At 37.3% G+C, this 19,668-nt stretch carries 14 protein-coding genes; 5 read left to right on the top strand and 9 right to left on the bottom strand.

All coding sequences use genetic code 11. The features are described 5' to 3' along the window. Nucleotides 1–56 precede the first annotated feature (56 nt). The 7 genes from E2I05_RS07620 to E2I05_RS07590 all read right to left on the bottom strand — a co-directional run bounded on the left by E2I05_RS07620 (nt 57) and on the right by E2I05_RS07590 (nt 9,004). Nucleotides 57–542: a hypothetical protein gene (locus E2I05_RS07620; protein WP_121851994.1), complete on the bottom strand. Its 486-nt coding sequence runs from the start codon at nt 540–542 to the stop codon at nt 57–59. A 440-nt stretch (nt 543–982) separates the two neighbouring features. Then, a complete protein-coding gene (locus E2I05_RS07615; RefSeq protein WP_121851993.1) occupies nt 983–2,110 on the bottom strand; it encodes a death domain-containing protein in 1,128 nt (375 codons plus the stop codon). A 123-nt stretch (nt 2,111–2,233) separates the two neighbouring features. After that, complete coding sequence (locus tag E2I05_RS07610) at nt 2,234–2,500, bottom strand: YfcL family protein (RefSeq protein WP_121851992.1); 267 nt, start codon at nt 2,498–2,500, stop codon at nt 2,234–2,236. 1 nt (nt 2,501) lies between these two features. Further along, the gene (locus E2I05_RS07605) at nt 2,502–3,626 is read right to left on the bottom strand and encodes an ATP-NAD kinase family protein (protein ID WP_121851991.1); all 1,125 of its coding nucleotides are present in this window, start codon (nt 3,624–3,626) and stop codon (nt 2,502–2,504) included. Between the two features lie 73 nt (nt 3,627–3,699). Beyond that, nucleotides 3,700–4,794 (bottom strand): chorismate synthase, encoded by a 1,095-nt coding sequence (gene aroC, locus E2I05_RS07600; RefSeq protein ID WP_121851990.1) that lies wholly within the window; start codon nt 4,792–4,794, stop codon nt 3,700–3,702. Nucleotides 4,795–4,796: 2 nt separating this feature from the next. Continuing rightward, entirely contained in the window at nt 4,797–5,735 is a 939-nt protein-coding gene (gene prmB / locus E2I05_RS07595; protein WP_121851989.1) for a 50S ribosomal protein L3 N(5)-glutamine methyltransferase, read from the bottom strand. Between the two features lie 380 nt (nt 5,736–6,115). Next, a complete protein-coding gene (locus E2I05_RS07590) occupies nt 6,116–9,004 on the bottom strand; it encodes a hypothetical protein (RefSeq protein WP_133309554.1) in 2,889 nt (962 codons plus the stop codon). A 322-nt stretch (nt 9,005–9,326) separates the two neighbouring features. On the opposite strand from E2I05_RS07590, the gene smrB reads away from it, so the two are divergent. Continuing rightward, on the top strand, nt 9,327–9,851 hold the full coding sequence (smrB, locus tag E2I05_RS07585; protein WP_121851987.1) for an endonuclease SmrB: 525 nt from the start codon (nt 9,327–9,329) through the stop codon (nt 9,849–9,851). A gap of 92 nt (nt 9,852–9,943) precedes the next feature. Here smrB and sixA read toward each other — a convergent pair whose 3' ends face one another. Next, nucleotides 9,944–10,411, bottom strand: coding sequence for a phosphohistidine phosphatase SixA (gene sixA, locus E2I05_RS07580; protein WP_121851986.1), 468 nt, complete (start codon nt 10,409–10,411; stop codon nt 9,944–9,946). 422 nt (nt 10,412–10,833) lie between these two features. Between sixA and E2I05_RS07575 the strand changes: the two genes are divergently transcribed. The 4 genes from E2I05_RS07575 to E2I05_RS07560 all read left to right on the top strand — a co-directional run bounded on the left by E2I05_RS07575 (nt 10,834) and on the right by E2I05_RS07560 (nt 18,748). Continuing rightward, on the top strand, nt 10,834–13,620 hold the full coding sequence (locus E2I05_RS07575) for an insulinase family protein (RefSeq protein WP_121852019.1): 2,787 nt from the start codon (nt 10,834–10,836) through the stop codon (nt 13,618–13,620). Nucleotides 13,621–13,893: 273 nt separating this feature from the next. Continuing rightward, a complete protein-coding gene (locus tag E2I05_RS07570; RefSeq protein WP_133309553.1) occupies nt 13,894–16,983 on the top strand; it encodes a PAS domain-containing protein in 3,090 nt (1,029 codons plus the stop codon). A 7-nt stretch (nt 16,984–16,990) separates the two neighbouring features. Further along, on the top strand, nt 16,991–18,193 hold the full coding sequence (locus E2I05_RS07565) for a putative bifunctional diguanylate cyclase/phosphodiesterase (RefSeq protein WP_342354319.1): 1,203 nt from the start codon (nt 16,991–16,993) through the stop codon (nt 18,191–18,193). Nucleotides 18,194–18,340: 147 nt separating this feature from the next. After that, nucleotides 18,341–18,748 carry a hypothetical protein gene (locus tag E2I05_RS07560; RefSeq protein ID WP_133309551.1) on the top strand — a complete coding sequence of 136 codons (408 nt, stop codon included), beginning with the start codon at nt 18,341–18,343 and terminating at the stop codon, nt 18,746–18,748. A gap of 244 nt (nt 18,749–18,992) precedes the next feature. On the opposite strand, the gene E2I05_RS07555 is transcribed toward E2I05_RS07560, so the two are convergent. Beyond that, the gene (locus E2I05_RS07555) at nt 18,993–19,199 is read right to left on the bottom strand and encodes a hypothetical protein (RefSeq protein WP_121851983.1); all 207 of its coding nucleotides are present in this window, start codon (nt 19,197–19,199) and stop codon (nt 18,993–18,995) included. Nucleotides 19,200–19,668 lie beyond the last annotated feature (469 nt).

The raw sequence follows: 19,668 nt of genomic DNA, 5'->3' as shown, positions 1-19,668 counted from the left end.
CGCTTCAAATGGGAATGAAAAGGTTATACCAATGACAGTAATTGGTATTATCAGTTTTATCCATTAACAAGTGCTTGATTAAGTGGCTGCATTAAATCATTTAAACCTTTGTATAAAGCGCTCATATTTTTAGATGTTTCAATCAGTCCATATTTCAAAGGCTGTAAGTGGACTTCAGGCTTAACCATTGCTTCACTGTGGGTTATTTTATGGCCTATACCATCACTCACTTGATGAAATAAAGTATGATCAACAACCCAAAAAATCTCTGCTCCCGCGCTGAATTTGCTATTTTTTAAAACAGCATCACGAATAATATCGCTCATGCTTTTCACATGGGATAAATCGGTTTCTCTTTTCCGTTTATCAGAATCACTGTTTGATGAACCCATTTGTTGCTGTAGCAGCATTAATTGCCCCATCAACTGTTGCATCGAAACTTGAATAGCCTGCCATTGAGAGTCGGTATTTTGATCATGTATATCTGTCGAGCTTGAAGATACTCCGTTCAAAGTGTCAGTAGATGTTGAGCTAATATTCATAAATACCTCACTTATACCAATTACAATCAAAAAATGGGTGTAGCATTTAAAGTCTATAGAACGTAAAAATTTTAGATATTGTAAATACTAACTAAAACCATTAAAGATGTCTGACCAGTGCCCACCCTCAAGCGCAATAAAGATATTTGATCCTAGAAACATCAGTTGACTCCGTTCTCAAGCGTAGAAAAAATGCATTGCTATCCGCCTTTTTTTCTGCGTATATGAAGGCTCCCAACCGATTTATACTAGGGGCTGTTTATCTTTCGTGATTATTTTTGCAGCGATAAATTGGTCGTTTTATACAAGACAGAGCTTGTGCGGTTTGGTTATTATCGACATACAAAACTGTCGTTCCTTCGTTTCCTGCCTGCGCTGGAGTGACGAGAAATCATCGGTATACTTTCTTCCGCAACTTTCCTTAGAACCAAAAGTGACGATTAACTACCTATAATGTCATGATTTCGTTTAGCTGCTTCCAATTTTTCTATTATCTCAAAACCAAACATAACAAATTCCTTTTTCGCTGCTTCAATTAAATCGTCAAAAGTTTTATCGCCCGAATCAGCACACGCAGTCAAAACCCCCATCAAACGCTGGTTTAAATTAGACCTCTCAAGTTCGATACATTCAAGTGCGCATAGTTGAAAACCTAAAGCAATTCCAAACTCTTTCCATTGAGCAGCTCGAACAAACAGAAAATTAAAAACATGATTAACATGTCTACTCTTAAAAGGCGTGCTCATTTGTTTACTGTTTATACCTTTCTCTAATATTCTATCTGGATCAATAGCTTGCGCCCCAACCGAGTGAGGTTTTGAATAATAATTATACGTTGGGGCTTGATGGTCTTGCGCACGAGTCTGCGTTGGTGCTGGAGAATATGCAGCTGGTGTAAAGGTATTCTGAGGATTATATGGAGCCGAAGACGATAAAGCATTATGAGTGCTACCTCTAGAGCTTGCGTGTGGATTTATTTCGTCCAATGAATTTGTATAACTAGTAACTTCTCCTTGTTCATCTGTAATTGGCCACTTTATACTTTGCGATTCAGCACCAAGAGCTACAACTCTACTGCGCAGAGCTACTCTTAACTTTCCTTCTAATTCGCTATTCGAGTAAATGGTATTTTTAGAATTCGTTATCCATTCGATAAGAACAGATTCTAGTCTTTCATAAGGGTTGTAAGCTGTATTTTGTTTAATAATTTCTAAATCTCCGTACTGTAAATCTAGACCAGATCCAATCTCTCTCCATTTAAAAGCATAAATCTTTAATTGATCTGCAATGTTCTTCGCAATCGCATACCGCTGCACGGTACTCAAAAGCTGTTTTCTAGGAGTAGATAGTTTCTCGGTTGGTTCTGTAGAATCAGAGAGGCTCACTTGCTGAAAACTCATTAGATTGCCATCACGCGGAACCTCAGTTAAATTAAAACTGCGTTTAGCTCCATCCTTAAAACAAAAAAATAGTTCTGTTCCATTGCAAGTCACTAGCCCTCTATTATTCGGTAATAATAAATGAAAATTTATTGAATTTGGAGGATTGACCACTGTGGGTAAAGCCATGATAGTCTCCCAATAGATGAATAATTGGAAACACTTTACCCTCATATTGTTTATAGTTTTTAAAAAGCTTTTATTTATTAAGCTATTATTCAGGAATAAATAATACTAGAAGATATCCTGAATTCATTTCAACCTGTTTTTTAACTCAAGCCAAGCGGTATCTACCAATTTAAAATCCCCTTCATTTAATTCATCTTTTGCTAACAACATGCAACTTTTCACTTTATCTTCCAAGGCTACGTAAGAGCAATCACCTTCAATGTCAAGTTCAGAAAGCACTACTGCAATATGGCCTTGTAAGTATCCACTAGCAAACAGTGCATCATCATCACCATGAGCAACAACTTCTCCAATCCAGTTTTCTAGTGCTGCTTCGTATTGTTCTAACATCTTACATCTCCAACTCTTCTGGTGTGGCAACTTGATACATTACGCTGTCATGGTAACCGGTAATGACTTGATAATACCCACTCAATTCACTGTCTAAATTCGGGTCGCCACTATCCACGATTAATGGTCGACCTTCAAGTGCTTTTAACTTAGTTTTTGTCGCTAAGATAATAATATTTTCTTTTCCAATGCGACGGATCAATTCAGGTGAGAGTTGTTGATTACCACGTCCGAAAATATGCCCTTGTCCACCAATTAGAGTTATGACTAATTTAGTTGGTCTTTCTTCTGTTAATTCAAGAAGTCGTTGAGCAGTAAGATCTGATTCAACAATATCTTCATTTAAGATTAAGTCGACTCCAAGCAAGGTGTTATCAAGTTCAAGTGACTCCATAACCGCTGCAACGGTTGAACCAGAGCCCATAATATAGAATTCATCTTCCATTGACTCGATAACATCAGCTGCGATATCAGAAAGCACAAGCTCATCACTTTCTTTGCCGCCCATTTTAACGGCTTGCACATAGCGAGGCTCAGCCGGTACCAGCATTTCACCAAAACGCTTCGCTTTTACTACGCCATCTCTAAATGCGGCTTCATCGATATCCATGACATCAGCGTGCATCAAACTCACCAACTCACCTTCAAGTAGTAGTTTTACAACTAAACCTGAAGCTTTAGGCGTAATACCATAAACACCAGAATGAATTTTCACACCAGCTGGTACGCCTAAAACAGGTAAGTCTTCTCGAACGACTTGGAATACATCCCTTGCAGTACCGTCACCTCCGGCAAATAGTAATAAGTCGAGGTTTGTTTGATTGAGTAATTTTACAGACTCTTGAGTATCTTTAGCTTCAGGACTGTGAGGGGCTTGATAGACCATTTTGATATTGAAACCAAGTTCACTGGCAATATTCTCACCCATTTCACCACTTGCGGTGTAGATCTCAATTTTATCTTTGAAAGGTAATAAAACTTTCAGAGCTTCAACCATGCGAAGATGAGCTTTGGGCACAGCTCCTAGCGCTATAGCTTCCTCTGCAACACCATCACTGCCCTTTAGAGCTACGCTTCCACCAAGACCGGCATACGGATTCACAATCAACCCAAGTCGAAACTGCATAGTTAAATCCTCTTTATTATTTTTATTTCCAATTACAACTTTACACTGTACTTAAAATTAAAATCTTAATCTCTTAAGTCATTCCTAGTTCAGGAGTATTACGAGCAACATCGGAATTCTGACCACGGTTTCGTAACATATGATCCATTAAAGTAATGGCTAACATCGCTTCTGCAATTGGTACTGCACGAATACCAACACAAGGGTCGTGACGACCTTTTGTCACGATATCAATTTCATTACCTTGCTTATCAATTGTCTTACCCGGAATACTAATACTTGATGTTGGTTTTAATGCAATTGAAGCAACAATTGGCTGACCAGAAGATATTCCACCCAATACGCCGCCAGCATGATTGGAGTCAAACCCTTTTGATGACATCAAATCACGACCTTGTGAACCTTTTTGTTCAATCACACCAAAGCCATCACCAATTTCAACGCCTTTTACAGCGTTAATACTCATTAGAGAATGAGCAATATCAGCATCTAAACGATCAAATACGGGTTCACCAAGGCCTACAGGAACATTCGTTGCGATAACTGAAACTTTTGCACCAACGCTGTCCCCTTCCTTTTTTAAATCACGCATATATTCATCTAATGCTTCAAGCTTTGATGGATCAGGGAAAAAGAATGGATTTGTTTCAATGAGTTCTAAATCTAAGCTTTCCGCTTTAATAGGCCCTAACTGAGATAAGTAGCCAGTTATTTGGATACCATACTTTTCTAACAGGAATTTTTTAGCAATGGCTCCAGCTGCAACACGCATTGCGGTTTCACGCGCAGAAGAACGCCCTCCACCACGATAATCTCTAAAGCCATACTTTTGTTCGTAAGTGTAATCTGCGTGACCCGGGCGGAAGCTATCTTTAATATTCGAATAGTCTTGGCTACGCTGATCGGTATTTTCAATCAATAATCCTATCGATGTGCCTGTCGTTTTGCCTTCAAACACACCTGAAAGAATTTTAACTTCATCAGGCTCACGACGAGCTGTGGTGTAACGAGATGTACCAGGGCGGCGTCTATCCAATTCTTTTTGAATTTCTTGTTCTGAAATCTCAATACCCGGTGGGCAGCCATCGACAATACAGCCTAATGCTTTGCCGTGACTTTCACCAAAAGTAGTTACGATAAAACTAGATCCAATGCTATTTCCTGACACATTTAATCCTTAAAGATTGCAAATAAGCTTTCATGCTCAACTAATTGATCTCGAGTCAATACAAATACACCATCACCACCGTGTTCGAAGTTAATCCAAGTAAACGGTACGTCAGGGAACTGCTCCATTAAGTGAACCATAGAATTGCCCACTTCAACTACAAGTACGCCTTCTTCTGTTAAGTAATCAGCCGCATTCGCCAAAATACGCTTGGTAAGATCTAAACCATCACGACCAGAAGCTAAGCCTAATTCTGGCTCATGATGATATTCGTCTGGCATATCGTCGATATCTTCTTGGTCAACATAAGGTGGATTAGACACAATAAGATCGTATTGCGGCCCCTTAGGAATGGATGCGAAAACATCAGATTGCATTGGGAACACTCGCTCCATCATGCCATGAGACTCAACATTGATTTGAGCGACTTCAAGCGCATCACCACTGATGTCTAATGCATCAACTTCTGCATCTTCAAACTCATAGGCACAAGCAATAGCGATACAAGCACTGCCTGTACATAAATCTAAAATACGATTTACTTGTTTGTTGTATAACCAAGGGCTGAAACGGTTTCCAATAAGTTCAGATACTGGCGATCTTGGTACGAGAACGCGATCATCAACGTAAAACTCAAGGCCAGAAAACCATGCTTTATTAGTTAGATATGGAACGGGTAGACGTTCTTGAACGCGACGAATGATCAATTCAACAATTTTGTGCTTTTCAGAACTGGTTAAGTTTGAGTGGATGACCTGCTGACCAATTTCATGTGGCAAATGCAAAGCATGGAATACTAAAGCAATCGCTTCATCCCACGCATTATCTGTTCCATGTCCATAATAAATGCCAGCATCGTTAAAGCGGCTCACAGACCAGCGCAACATGTCTCCGACTGTCCGCAACTCGCTTACGGCTTCTTCCACGAAAATTCTGTCCAAAATAGGCTCCAATATACTTTTTTAATATTCTACCCTATTGGATTATTCATGGAAATGTGAATCCGTCATACTTATAATTTGATTAACCACAACTCAGAACGAGAAGCGATCGAAACTTTGTTGATATCGTAACTGAATTACCTACAAAAAAGAGGTAATTAAAGCCTAACAACCTTTGTGAACAGGGCAACCGCGTGAGTGAGTGATATATGCACAACGCCATGTGGTAATTTCGTCATTCCCACTAAAGTGGGAATCTAGTGCCTTATTATTAAATACCTAAAGTCACTGGATTCCCGTTTTCACTGGAATGACGTATTATAAAACCTACGGTTTTTGATCGAAAAACATTCATTCGTTTACCCTGTGTTTGTGATTGATTAACTATTTCTGACGTATTCATTCACTTTCAATGCTAAGCCAGTATGATTAGTAAACTTTAAAGCATTATAAAACTGCTTAAGGGTAATACCGTTGATAACAGCATCCTGTAATTGATCAATATCTAATAGCAACAGATCTCTAATACTCATATCAATCTGACTTCCTCTAAAAAAAAGCTTGCAACAGGATGCTATTTTAACAAGATCTGACATAAACAATTCAGCAAAATCAGCAAAATCAGCAAAAATTTGTTTTATAGCAATATCATCAATCAAATCACTTAAATCGTTATTCCACATAGTGCTTTCAGGCTTAACACATTCAAATGTTGGTAACTGATGTGTTGCGTGGCTCTGGTATTCATCCTTACCATGTGTTCGCGCTATTTCTTTTGCACAACCTGTTTTACCAATGTTTGTAAGCGCTAAGCATAGTTGTGCCCAAGTTTGAGTATTGTTAATCTCGTTAAATTCATCAACAAGCCAGTCTGAAATCATCAGTTCAACATATAATTTTTTATGTGAATCATAATCTCGAGTATAATGAGGAGCTAACTCAAGCTGGCCTGCTAACTCGCCCAGTTCAGCTAGACTTAGGCCACTTAAATAAAACGCCACCCAATGAATTTCACAGGTTTGAATAACACATGTCGACACATCGACACTAATGGGTTCTAAGCTACTGGTTGAAGGAATAATTCCACAAACGCCAACCTGCAAAAGGTCATTTTTTATGTCTACTTCAAGAGAATCAGCAAGGCCATGCTCGCCTATCTCCCTCAGTTTTTCCATTAATGTCTTATAGTTCGCAGCCCCTTTTATACGAGTATTATCTTCGCCAACTATCCATGTTTCAATTACAACTTTAATTACTTCTGCTCTATAAACCCTTCTCATTGTTGAGTATTTAACCCCTAGCGAGATTCCTAACAAGAGAGCCTTTCCTTCATCCAACGAGTTTAAATAAACGAGTATATTACTTAAATCTACTGTTGTTAAAATCTTAGATTCAGCTTCAAAATGGTTTGTGTTTTTATTGCTTGATACATTTTCACGTTTTGTAACAACACCTTTTATTACACTGTTTTCAATTTTTTTTGCGTATCCAAGTTGACGTATCTCGGTCAGCTTGGAGACTAAAGAATTATAAGTTGGCTCGCCTGATATTTTACTAACATTATCACTCTTCATTATCCAACTATTTATAATTTCCAATTTTCTGTGTTGTAAATCTAATCTTGATATTCTGGTATGGTTTACCCCTAGAGCCATGCTTAAGGCCATAAAACCTTCAAGATCTAATTCAAATATCGGTTTAAAAACCTCATAATGATCAGAGGTGGTTAACGCTCGAGCCATTTCAGTTTGAATATCTGCTTTTTCAGGCTCGCTTAACTCAATACTTGAATAATCAATTTCATCATCAAATCCAATGTCTAAAGGAGGTGTCAAATGCACCAATTCGGCATTAGGTACGCTCGGGTGTTTTGCTGCAATTTTATAGGCCGTACCATTCAAGCCTAAATTAAGCAAAGCTTCAACCAAGACGTTATAACAAGGGTACTTACAATACTTACTCACTGAGTCAATACTGTCTAGCCAACATTGAATCACATGATAATTTAACACTCTTCTCTCAACTGCTAAGCTACTACTTGCTATGCCAAGCTCTCCTCCAAGTTCCAAAAAGTCTTCAGGAAGAAGATCTGATAGTAACCTCACAATTGCTGAGTGAGCACCTGTGCTAAGCTTCTGAGAATTTGCCGTGCTTTGCATATTTATTATGGGTGTTGAAGCCCCTACTATATATGGGTGTGCTTCGCTGATACTCTTCGCTATGACATTTTCATCTAATTCCTGAAGCACCTGAACTAAGCTACCCCATGATGGCCAACTTGACTCCGTTAGAACCTGATCGGCACCATTTAACCAATAACAAATCAAATTCATCAAGTTACCATTTAAACTTTGTACCCTTGAAAGACTTAAGCCTAAATAAACACCAAGCTCTTCTAAATTATTCGGCGATATTTCCTTTATTGCCACGCAGATAGCGCTGGCACTTTTTATGTCTAATAATTCTATTGATGCTTTGAAGTTAGCCATGTTTTGGCCGTGAGAACTATTTATATTTGCTGCTTCGTCATGTCTGGTTACAGTTGCAGTCTTTTGTACCCCTATGAACGCACAGGGCTTAAAAAAATGACACTGCTGTGACTGAAAGCTATCTTCAGTGGCTTTCTCATTAATTTCCCGCATCCTAGTGGCTAATTCAGTTTGGCCTATTAGCGTTAACACAGCATCTAAATGTTTTAAACTTGCAGTAGGCTCTTGTAACCAAGACTCAACGATCGACTCTAAACTTTGATGGTGTACGGGCATAAGTTTCAGACCCATCGCAAGTAAATTTAAAGCCTCAGGTTCTTCATTTATTGATTTAAGCCGTTGAACTATCTGTGTTTGATATCCTGAAATGGAGATAGGTTCTGCAACAAGATCCGTCAAAGTGCTTACGAAACTTGCCTTTTTTGCAAGAAATAATTGGGTGAAATTTACTTTATTACTCATCAACCCACTATTAGCTAAAGCTTCCAGTAATATTGACATGTTCAGCATCTTACGTCTTGAACACAACATTACTGCTAGGCTACTTGGCTTCTCACTAAACTCGTGAATTTTACACAATGCTTTTTTATCAAGGCAGCCTTTTTGAACCAATAATTGGCAAAATATTGTCAGCTCCCTTAAGTTTTTATTTTTTATAGCTTCTTGCAATGCTAAAGCTAACGGGAAACCATCCTCTTTACCTATATAAATATCAGAAGGTGGTGTTGATCTCATGTATGGGGTAATTGAAGCTGATGCTGATACGAAAGAAGAAGCCATTGCGTACCTTATTCTGTGATGATTTAAAGACAGTTGTGATGAGTTAAAGACAGTAAAACTTACACTATCACAATGATTTTATTTGTCTTATTAATCACAAACAAATTAATTATCTTTCATAAAAACGAAAACCCTCAAAGTAATCACTCACCACTCAATGACCCAACAGCAGCTAAATTCTTCGATTTGCACTGTAAATTTCTATCAATTAAAAAGTTGAAAATTTAACCTCACAAACTTTATCTTTGACAAATAAACAAACATTATCTCCATTAAATAAAATACTCACGTCTCTCATATTAAAATGAAGTAAAATAAAAAAATGAATAAGAAGACTGACAACAATGAATTTGATTCATTTGCTGATTTAATGAAAGGCGTTAAGCCAATTCCGCAAGACAAAGTTCATTTTAAACATTCCAAGAAATCAAAAAAAGTGCTCGAGTTAAATGAACAAAAAATTCATGTCGATAGCTATTTTTCGGACACCTATCACCCTTTACTACCCAGTGAAGGACCAATGCGTTGGAAGCAAGATGGTGTTGACAGTTTTGAGCTAAAACGATTACGTCGTGGTGACTACATACCAGAATTATTACTCGATTTGCACGGGTTAAGGCAGTCTGAAGCCAAGCTGGAGATAGCTGCACTCATCCAAGCGTGTGTAAAACAACGCGTTAATTGTTGCAGCATCATGCATGGCTACGGAACGGGGATACTAAAGCAGAAAGTGCCTTCTTGGTTAGCTCAGCACCCGAAGGTGCTCGCGTTTCATCAAGCTTCAAAAGAATGGGGAAGCGATGCCGCCCTACTCATTTTAATTGATATCGAAGAATTACACCCTTAGGGATCTATCGATTTAGAAAGTACCAATCACTGTCATACCAGCGAAACAAGTAAATTCAACAAGCTATAAAAATCACACAAATAGGATAAGTGCTATTTTGTTAACGGGCTTTGTTGCCACACATATTCAGCAGAGCCTGTCGAAAAGTCAATTAAACTGACACCGGCGGTCGCAAAAAGCGGCGGTTCTGTTCCTGCAACCATTTCACTCACTAAATACCCCAATAATGGCATATGTGCGATAACCAATACTTTTTTTGCCTCAAATTGTTCCGCATAGGCTTGAATTACCACGGCGGTTTGCTTGGGATCAGCCGAAGGAATAAGATCGTCAAGAATATGTACATTTGAACTAGTTAAAAAGATTTGACTCACTTGCGCCCAAGTTTGTTGCACTCTTATATAAGGGCTAAGCAACACCAAATCGAACTCTGATGCATATTGCGTTAACGTTGAGGACATTTGAGCGGCTTGCTGCTGCCCTAATGAAGTTAGGATGCGCTCTTTATCAGAGTTGGCTTCAAAGCTTGCTTCGCCATGACGCATCAAAAATAGTTGCATATCGATCTCTTGAACAGGTGTTACTTCTAAGTTAACCCAATTGTAACGCTAAAACGATAATCAACAAAAAAAATCTTCTATTTATTTACATCAAACCTATCTTTCATGCTGTTCAGTAACGACAAATTGGAACCAGAAATCAGTGCCATAGCCCCACAATATTTTTATGATTTAACAAAATATGAACACAATAACCAAAAGTCTAAGACATTAAAAAAACCTTAGTTCCAATTTTTATTGTTAAATATTCATATCTACATTTGCTAAAAATCAGATCCACTACCACTATATATTGTGGTTGCGACACAATACTTTTCACACATTTTTTTGAACTATGTCACAACACTCACAAATTTTATTTTATTAGTCGGCTAGAATGATACAAAAGTATGACTACTTTCAGCTAATAGGAATAGTAATTGATCCCAATAGATTCAGTTATTCAAAGCCCGAACGATCACCGTAGTTACCGTTCTCTCACGCTCAATAATGGACTCAAGGTTTTATTAGTTGAAGATAATAAAATAACTCAATCAGCGATATCTCTCACGGTGGCCGTTGGCCATTTTGATGATCCCAAAAATCGTCCCGGCATGGCGCATTTTTTAGAGCACATGCTTTTTCTCGGCACTGAGAAATTCCCTGATGCTGGCGAATACCACAGTTTTATAAATCATCACGGTGGTAGCCACAATGCATGGACAGGCACAGAGCATACTAATTTTTACTGCTCTGTAGAAACCGATGCACTTGAATCCTTACTCGACCGTTTTAGCCAGTTTTTCATTGCTCCACTGTTTAACCCTGAGTTAGTCGATCGTGAACGTCATGCTATTGAGTCCGAATTTAGCCTAAAGCTTAATGATGATCTGCGCCGAATTTACGATGTAGAAAAAGAAACCTGTAATCAAGCACACCCTTTATCAAAGTTTTCAGTCGGTAATTTATCAACACTAAGTGGTAATGAAAACGATTTACGAGAAGAACTGTTAAGCTTTTACCACAAGCACTATAGCGCTAATCTCATGACCGTTTGCTTGGTGGCACCAATATGTTTGCATCAGCAGCAAGAATATATACAGCATTTTTTTAGCGATGTACCTAACCATAATTACAAAAAAAATTATCCGAGTGTGCCCCTTTACAACCCTGAGAACCTAGCCAATCAAATCACGATATGCCCAGTAAAAAAGCAAAAGCGACTCAACTTGAGTTTTGCGTTTCCATCAATTGAGAAAAACTATCCAAATAAACCATTAACTTTTATTAGTCATTTACTAGGCAATGAGTCAAAAGGCAGTTTATTGTCCTATCTAAAGGATCAGGGCTTAGTCAATAACCTAACTTCAGGTGGTGGTGTATCAGGCTATAATTTTAAAGATTTTGCAATAAATTTTCAGCTCACTGATAAGGGCTTGGAAAATGTAGATGATATTGTGCAGTCAACCTTTGAGTTTTTGGTACTTATCCAAGCTTCAGGCATCGAGCAATGGCGCTACCTTGAACGGTCTAATTTACTCAAACAAGCCTTCGAGTTTCAAGAACAAGCCAACCCTATTGAGTTAGCCAGTCATCTCAGTTTGAACTTGCAGCATTATCCGCCACAAGATGTCATTTTTGGCGACTACCGCATGGATAAACTTGATGTAGCAGAAGTGAATGAGCAATTAGAACGCCTTAACTGTGACAACATGCGAATACAAATCGTCGCGCAAGGGATTACGACGTCAAACGAAAGCAAATGGTACAAAACACCCTATAAAGTAGAAGCCATCTGTCCACAACGGTTATCTAAATGGAAAAACGGCATACCTCGCACAGAACTTCAATTGCCAGAAGTAAATCCTTTTGTGCTTTCAGAAGTAAAACCCCGCTCAACAAATTATCAGCTTAAAGTGCCCATAGTAATATCTGAAAACAAAGGTTATCGGTTTTGGTATAAAAAAGATGAAACGTTCAACCTACCAAAAGGACACATTTATTTAGCTATTGACTCATTGCATGCTTGTAACGATGTTCGGCAAGCCGCCCTTACCCGCTTGTACATTGAAATGCTGCTCGATTATTTAACCGAACATACTTATGCGGCAGAAGTAGCAGGTCTCAATTTCAATATTTACCCTAATCAAGCCGGATTAACTCTGCATATCAGTGGCTTCACACCAAAACAAAGAGACTTGCTGACACTGATCATCAACAAAGCTAAAGAACGAAATTTCAGTGAAGATAGATTCAAGCTCATTAAAAAGCAGATTTTACGTAACTGGAACAACATCAGTAAAACTCGGCCGATTTCTCAGCTATTCTCAAGCTTGACCGCAACCATACAACAGCGTAGTTACGAACCACTTGAACTGGCCAATGAGTTAGAAACGGCATCGCTCGATGAGTTGCACCAGCATGTGCGTAATTTTTACGAAGCAACGTATCTTGAAGGACTCATATACGGTGACTGGCTTAAAGAAGAAGCCCAAGAACTGAGTAATAATTTATCGAATATCTTATCCTTAGTATCGATTCCTAGTCCTGAAGCTAACCGAGAACTGATTAAACTCACTAACCGAGGTACGTTAGTGAGACAGCTTAATATTGATCATCAAGACAGTGCAATATTGGTCTACTATCAATCAAAACAAACCAGTATTCTGAAAATGGCTTTATTCAGTTTATTAAACCACACTATGTCATCAAAATTTTTCCATGAGCTACGCACCCGAAAACAGTTGGGCTATATGGTCGGTACAAATTACTTACCACTTAATCGACACCCCGGGATGATTTTCTACATTCAGTCACCTAACTGCGGCCCGAAAACACTATTAAACGAAATAGATACTTTCCTTTCAGACTTTGCATACACAGTCATGGAGCTCACCGAGCAACAATGGGCTCAAACTAAACAAGGATTAACCAACCAAATCATGGAGCATGATCCAAATCTAAAAACACGAGGCCAGAGATTTTGGACAAGCATTGGTAACAAAGATCATAAGTTCGACCACAGAGAACAAGTCGTTAATGAGATAAATCACTTAACACGAGCCGATCTCATTAAGTTTTTAATGGATAAAATGAATAACAGCAAAAAAGATAGGTTGATATTATACAGTTGCGGACAAACGCATCTTAACGAGCACATCACAAAAGGCCAAAAAATCGACACTAGCATTACTGATTTTAAAAGTGACTCAAAGAAATTTAAGCTGTAGATTTTCTACTCACCACGAATTAACAAACCATAAACATTATAAACTAAAAAACAGCCACAATTTAGTGAGCAAATATAGATTTAACCTTATATACAACAGAAACTTTTGAGTCAATTTTCTGTCACTCAACAGCTTTATGACAATAATTACACCTAGTGAGCACAAAAAACGAATAATTAAACAGAACGCTTTGACAAATGCATCGGTTTCTGAAAAAGTGACTAAAAAAATTAGCATCCTAGATGCAATAACTAACAAAAATTATAATTACTTATGCTTTTTAGACACATTTGTGCCACTTTTTTTCTTCTTTTCAGTGCTTCTTTCGCTATTTCAGCACACGCCAACACCACAGCTGACCAAAAAACCAGCGACATTGCTGTTGAGTCAGAACTTAAAGAGCTGTTTGAGCCTATTCCAGATTCGCATATTATCCTGAACACTGAGACGTATGGCGTAGCTGAGGGGTTGTCGCAGAGTACGGTAACTTCTATTGTTCAAGATAATGATGGATATCTTTGGGTTGGTACACTTAATGGTCTGAATAGATTCGATGGTCGTAATTTTAAAAAGTACTTTTTAAATACACACCCAGAATTACAAAGCTCATTTATAAAAAAAATAGTAATTATTGAAGAAACACTCTTTATTGCTACTAATAAAGGTGTTTCTACTTACAACAAAAACACAGATAACTTCACCCCTATTATAAATATAAAAGAAGATATATGGTCTATTCAAAAAGTTGGCAACAGCATAGCTATCGGAACTAATGAAAACATATATATTCTAGAAAATAAAACATATAAAATTAAAAAAATACACTCAAACAATATTTTTAAAAACGTAAAGAAAATATCTAAGTATGATAATGGTTACCTTTTCACAAATTACAACGGTGACACATATTATTTAAACCCTAAAACAGAAAAAACAAAAAAGATAATATCAGATACTAATAATATATTAACAATAAATAACAAAACTTTGATATTTTCACCACTCGGAGTTCAAACCTTAATAAATGGAAAATTAAAAAAAACCAACAGAATTAATTTCAATGGAGTCACCAGATATAAAAACAAAATAATTGGTGTGACTAATGGGAAATTATACTATTTATCTGAAGACGGAAATCTTTCTAGTTTCATAGGCGAAATTTCAAACTCCTCAACTAAACTTGACTACTCTAGGATTATTTCAAACGATAACTCCATCTTAATTCCTTCTATTTCTTCAGGGTTTAAGATTATTAGGAAGCATTCGAACTTAATTAAAACTTTCGATTTGAAAGGTAGTGTTTGGAACATAAACTCCACAAATAATGGAATGCTAATAACTAGTGACAACAATATTATAAATTTTATCACTGATGATGGGAATAAAAAAATTGACTCTGGAGTCATGGGTTATAAAACAGCAAGAGTGATAGATAATGACATATTCATTGGTAGCCACAAAGGATTGATAGAAAAATCGTTACATACAAAGAAAGAAAAAAAAATATTAGATTTAAACATTTCGTCACTAGAGTTATCACTTGACGGTCACCTTCTAATAGCAACTTCTGAAAATAATATTCTAAAATACTCTACAAAAACTAAAAGCTTTAATAAAATTCTAGAACTTTCAAAAAGTTCTTCTATATTTAAGATGCATGAGTACAGTCGCAATCATATATTTATAGCTGAACAAGAAGGTCTTACTCTTTTCAGTGAAAATAAAAAAACAAAACTATTTAATAAAGATATCGTTTACAGCATTGCATCGAATGATAAACTAGTTTTTTTCGGAACCAGTACATCAATATACTCTTTCAATATAGAGAATCATTCTATAACTTTAATCGAGAATATTGGAAAACCAGTTTATTCCTTGGCAGAAAACAACGGAATAATAGTTGCCAGCTCATTAAAAGAAGTGCTAGTAATTGATATCATTAATAACATTAAATATAAAATTAATGACAAGTATGGCAGTCAAAATGAATATAACACACAAAGCGCTACTTTTTGGAAAGATAATTTTTTCTTGGGCGGCATGGATGGTGTTTCCATTGTTAACATCAACACTTTACTTGATATTGCAAATAACCTAGATACCTCTATAACGTTAACAAGCTTATTTTTATTTAATGTTCCATTATCACTTGATAATAGCGTTCTAACCAAAGTCGTAGATAAAACAGACAAAATTAAATTAAAATTTACTGATTACCCATTTTCAATAGAGTTTGCATCTTTAAAAATGCAAGCAAAGAGTGTCGAGCATTACTATCAGTTAAAAGGGTTATCTGAAGACTGGATTAAATCCGAAGGTATTAATAGTGCAACTTACACAAACTTGTCGCCAGGTCACTACACTTTTAATATTTACGGCGTTAACCCGCTTACAAAAGAAAGAAGTAGAGTTAAGTCTTTATTCATCGAAATAACCCCACCTTGGTGGCTTTCTTTTGAAGCTAAAATTGCATATGCCTTCTTGTGTTTGCTGATCATAGCTTTATTTATTCGTTCAATTATTCGCCGCCGTGAAATCCAAAAACAAATTAATAAAAGTGAAGAACGTTTAAAACTTTCTCTTTGGGGTAGTGGTGACGAAATATGGGATTGGGACTTAGAGACAGGCAAAATATATCGCTCAAATGTGTGGGGTACTCTAGACTTCCCTGTAGTAGGTCAACGAGTAAATACCGTAGGGCAAAGCAGTAATATTCACCCTATGGATCGAAACCGTGTCAAGCAGCTACTCGAAGATCACCTAAAAAATAAAACTGAACATTTTGAAGTTTCTTATCGAGTAAAAAGTAAAGACAAAAAGTGGATTTGGATCCTTGATAGAGCCAAAGTCGTTGAGCGTTCACACGATAATAAGCCGTTACGTATGACGGGAACCATTAAAAATATTAATGAATTTAAACAAACCGAAGAGCAGCTTACTCTTTTTGAACGTGCGATTGAGAATATTTCAGAAGGTATGTTTATTTTAGATCACTCGTTCCGATTTATTCAGGTAAACCAAGCTTGTTGTGACATTACTCAAACTAATCGTAACCATTTTATTGGTCAGCGTTTAAAGTTTAAGGAATACCCTGACAGCTTTTCACACCAAGTCATGCATATGCTTCGTAATCATGGTCGTTGGACCAATGAAGTTGATTCCCTTCGCGGCGATGGTACACCTTTCCAAATGGAAATGAGCATCGATGCAATTTTTGATGAGCGCGATCAAACCAATCATTATGTCGCGGTATTTACAGATATTACTTATAAAAAGCAGCAACAGTTGGCATTGCGCAAACTGACCACCAGCGATAATTTAACGGGCCCTACCGAACCGATCCTTTTTACAAGTCACCATTAATAACTTAGTGAAACGCCAAGTGCCCCATGTACTGATGATCTTGGACTTGGATAACTTTAAAAAGATTAATGATTCATTAGGACATAACGTTGGTGATCAACTATTAAAAATGATTGCAAATCGCATCAACCTTGCTTTGCCATCTGGTGCTAATTTATACCGTTTAGGCGGTGATGAATTTGCAATTTTGATCGAAAGCCAATTGGATATTGGCTCAGCAGCTACCCTTGCAAGTAGTGTAATTGGCACGCTCGATTCCCCATTAGCTATTAAAGACCAACAGTTAGTAGTAGGTGTGAGTTTAGGTATTGTATTTTATCCCGATGACGAAACCGACGAGCAAGCTATATTACGAAAAGCTGATATTGCTATGTATGCCGCTAAAACCGCAGGCGGTAACCGATATCATTTTTATTCGGATTCACTCAATGACAATGCCCTAAGACAATTAGACGTTGAAAATCAGATCCGTGAAGGGCTCCGTCACGATTATTTCGAAGTCTATTATCAACCAAAAATGTGCTTAAAAACCAACAACATTATCGGCATGGAAGCGCTGGTTCGATTAATACACCCTGAAAATGGCATAGTATCACCTGCAGAATTTATCCCCCTTGCGGAAGAAACGGGTTTAATTGTCGATGTCGGTGAGGTTGTACTTAAAAAAGCCTGCGTAGCCACACAACAATGGCGTGAAGATTATGGTTTTACAGGCCGAGTTGCCGTTAACTTATCGTCAAGGCAGTTTGCATTACCAGACTTAGAGCAACGCATCAAAACAATTTTGTTTAACACTGGGTTACCAGCCTCTAACCTAGAAATTGAGATTACTGAAGGCACAGTGATTGAACACCCCGAAAAAGCCATTCGAGTTATGCAAAAACTCACGAGAATGGGTATTCACTTGGCATTGGATGACTTTGGTACGGGTTATTCGTCTTTAACCTATTTGAAGCGATTCCCAATTCATTCTTTAAAGATCGACAAAGCCTTTATCGATGATATTGATAAATCTGATCGCGATTTAAAAATGGTCGACTCGATTATTACCATTGCCCACAATATGGGCTTAAAAGTCGTTGCAGAAGGGGTTGAAGAGCAAAGCCAACTCAGCGTATTACGCGCACTGAACTGCGAAGAAATTCAAGGATACATTTTCAGTAAACCCGTACCAAGATCTGATTTTGGAGAGTTACTAAAACAGAAATGAGCTTAATTCAATGTTGTCTACAAGTGAACCATTGTTTGTATTTTCGAACAGATGAATTGATGTTGTTAATTATTCTTTTAATAAGTTTTGGCATAACACATGCAGTTCTGTATGTGTCGTCAAAAAACTTACTTAGTGAGAATAAAAATGAAAAAAATAACTGCCTTTATTGTCGTAACTTCTGTTTCAGCACTTAGTTTTTCTGCTTTAATAAAGAATAGTGAAAAAGAGAAACTTTCTGCTGCCCCTAACGTAAAATATATACAAACTCAGCTAGCTGCCGCACCTAATGTTAAATATATACAAACTCAGCTAGCTGCCGCACCTAATGTTAAATATATTCAAACTCAGCTAGCTGCCGCACCTAATGTTAAATATATTCAAACTCAGCTAGCTGCCGCACCTAATGTTAAATATATTCAAACTCAGCTAGCTGCCGCACCTAATGTTAAATATATTCAAACTCAGCTCGCTGCCGCACCTAACGTGAAATATACACAAACTCAGCTCGCTGGTGCACCTAATGTGAAATATAAACCCCAAGCCATAGCTTAACCAAACAACCTAAGGAGAATGCTATGTTTAAATCACTACTTATTTCACTTGGGCTAGCTAAGCCAGAGCGTATAAAGGTTAAGCTTCCTGAAGGGTTAAATAAAATGGAAGTTGTTCAAGCAAAAGCTTGGTGGAATTAGTCTACTGAGCTAAGAAAAAGTTTGGAAATATTGTGAAAAAAGTACCAGCATGTGTTGGAGTTATCCTCCAACATTGCTGATATTTTATTTTAACCACTTTAGTGTTAACAAATAACGCTGACATCACTAAACGCAACAACTTTTCGGTTCGCTAACTGCTTATGCGCGTTAAATAACGGATACGCTGCAGGGCCTAATAACAAACCAGCCAACCCCCAACGCTTTACGGCCATGCCTGAGTAATAGGCGCTAAAACCAATTAATGCGCCCGACACTATCAAACCTATAGCTACTGCTGATATAAATAACATATCTCAACCACCGCACATTTCAAAATCGCGCAGATTATAATCACTTCTTTATTACAGTTAAACCCACGAACCTCAAATTTTTTATTATTTTCTTGCGGCTTTTTAAGACACACCTGAGTTGTTCAGAGATAAAAAAATGACGCCACCTTAAACCTAAAATCATCAGTTGAACGCTGAGTATATGAGTAACTGTTTGAGCAATATAATGATTTTATCATCATGGTTTTCACCCAATGAGTGAAGTGCTCTACGCTCACAAGCTTACTAAAATGACTGCTATCTGCGTTGTAACTTTTGCAAGTAGAATAACTACTTGCTGCAAACTACGCCTTACTATCAGCCATTTTTTCTACGCTTGAGAACGCAGTCAACTGATGTTTCTAGATTAAAATTGGTAACGCCATTTATTTGACATTAATTAACTTATCAAACTCTTACTTACAATAGCCGTTAGTTCATAGGAAAGTTG

Origin of the sequence: Parashewanella spongiae, assembly GCF_004358345.1 — a bacterium.
Classification (GTDB): domain Bacteria; phylum Pseudomonadota; class Gammaproteobacteria; order Enterobacterales; family Shewanellaceae; genus Parashewanella; species Parashewanella spongiae.
The sequence above is the reverse complement of the archived record's forward strand: the minus strand, read 5'-3'. Positions and strand labels throughout refer to the sequence as shown.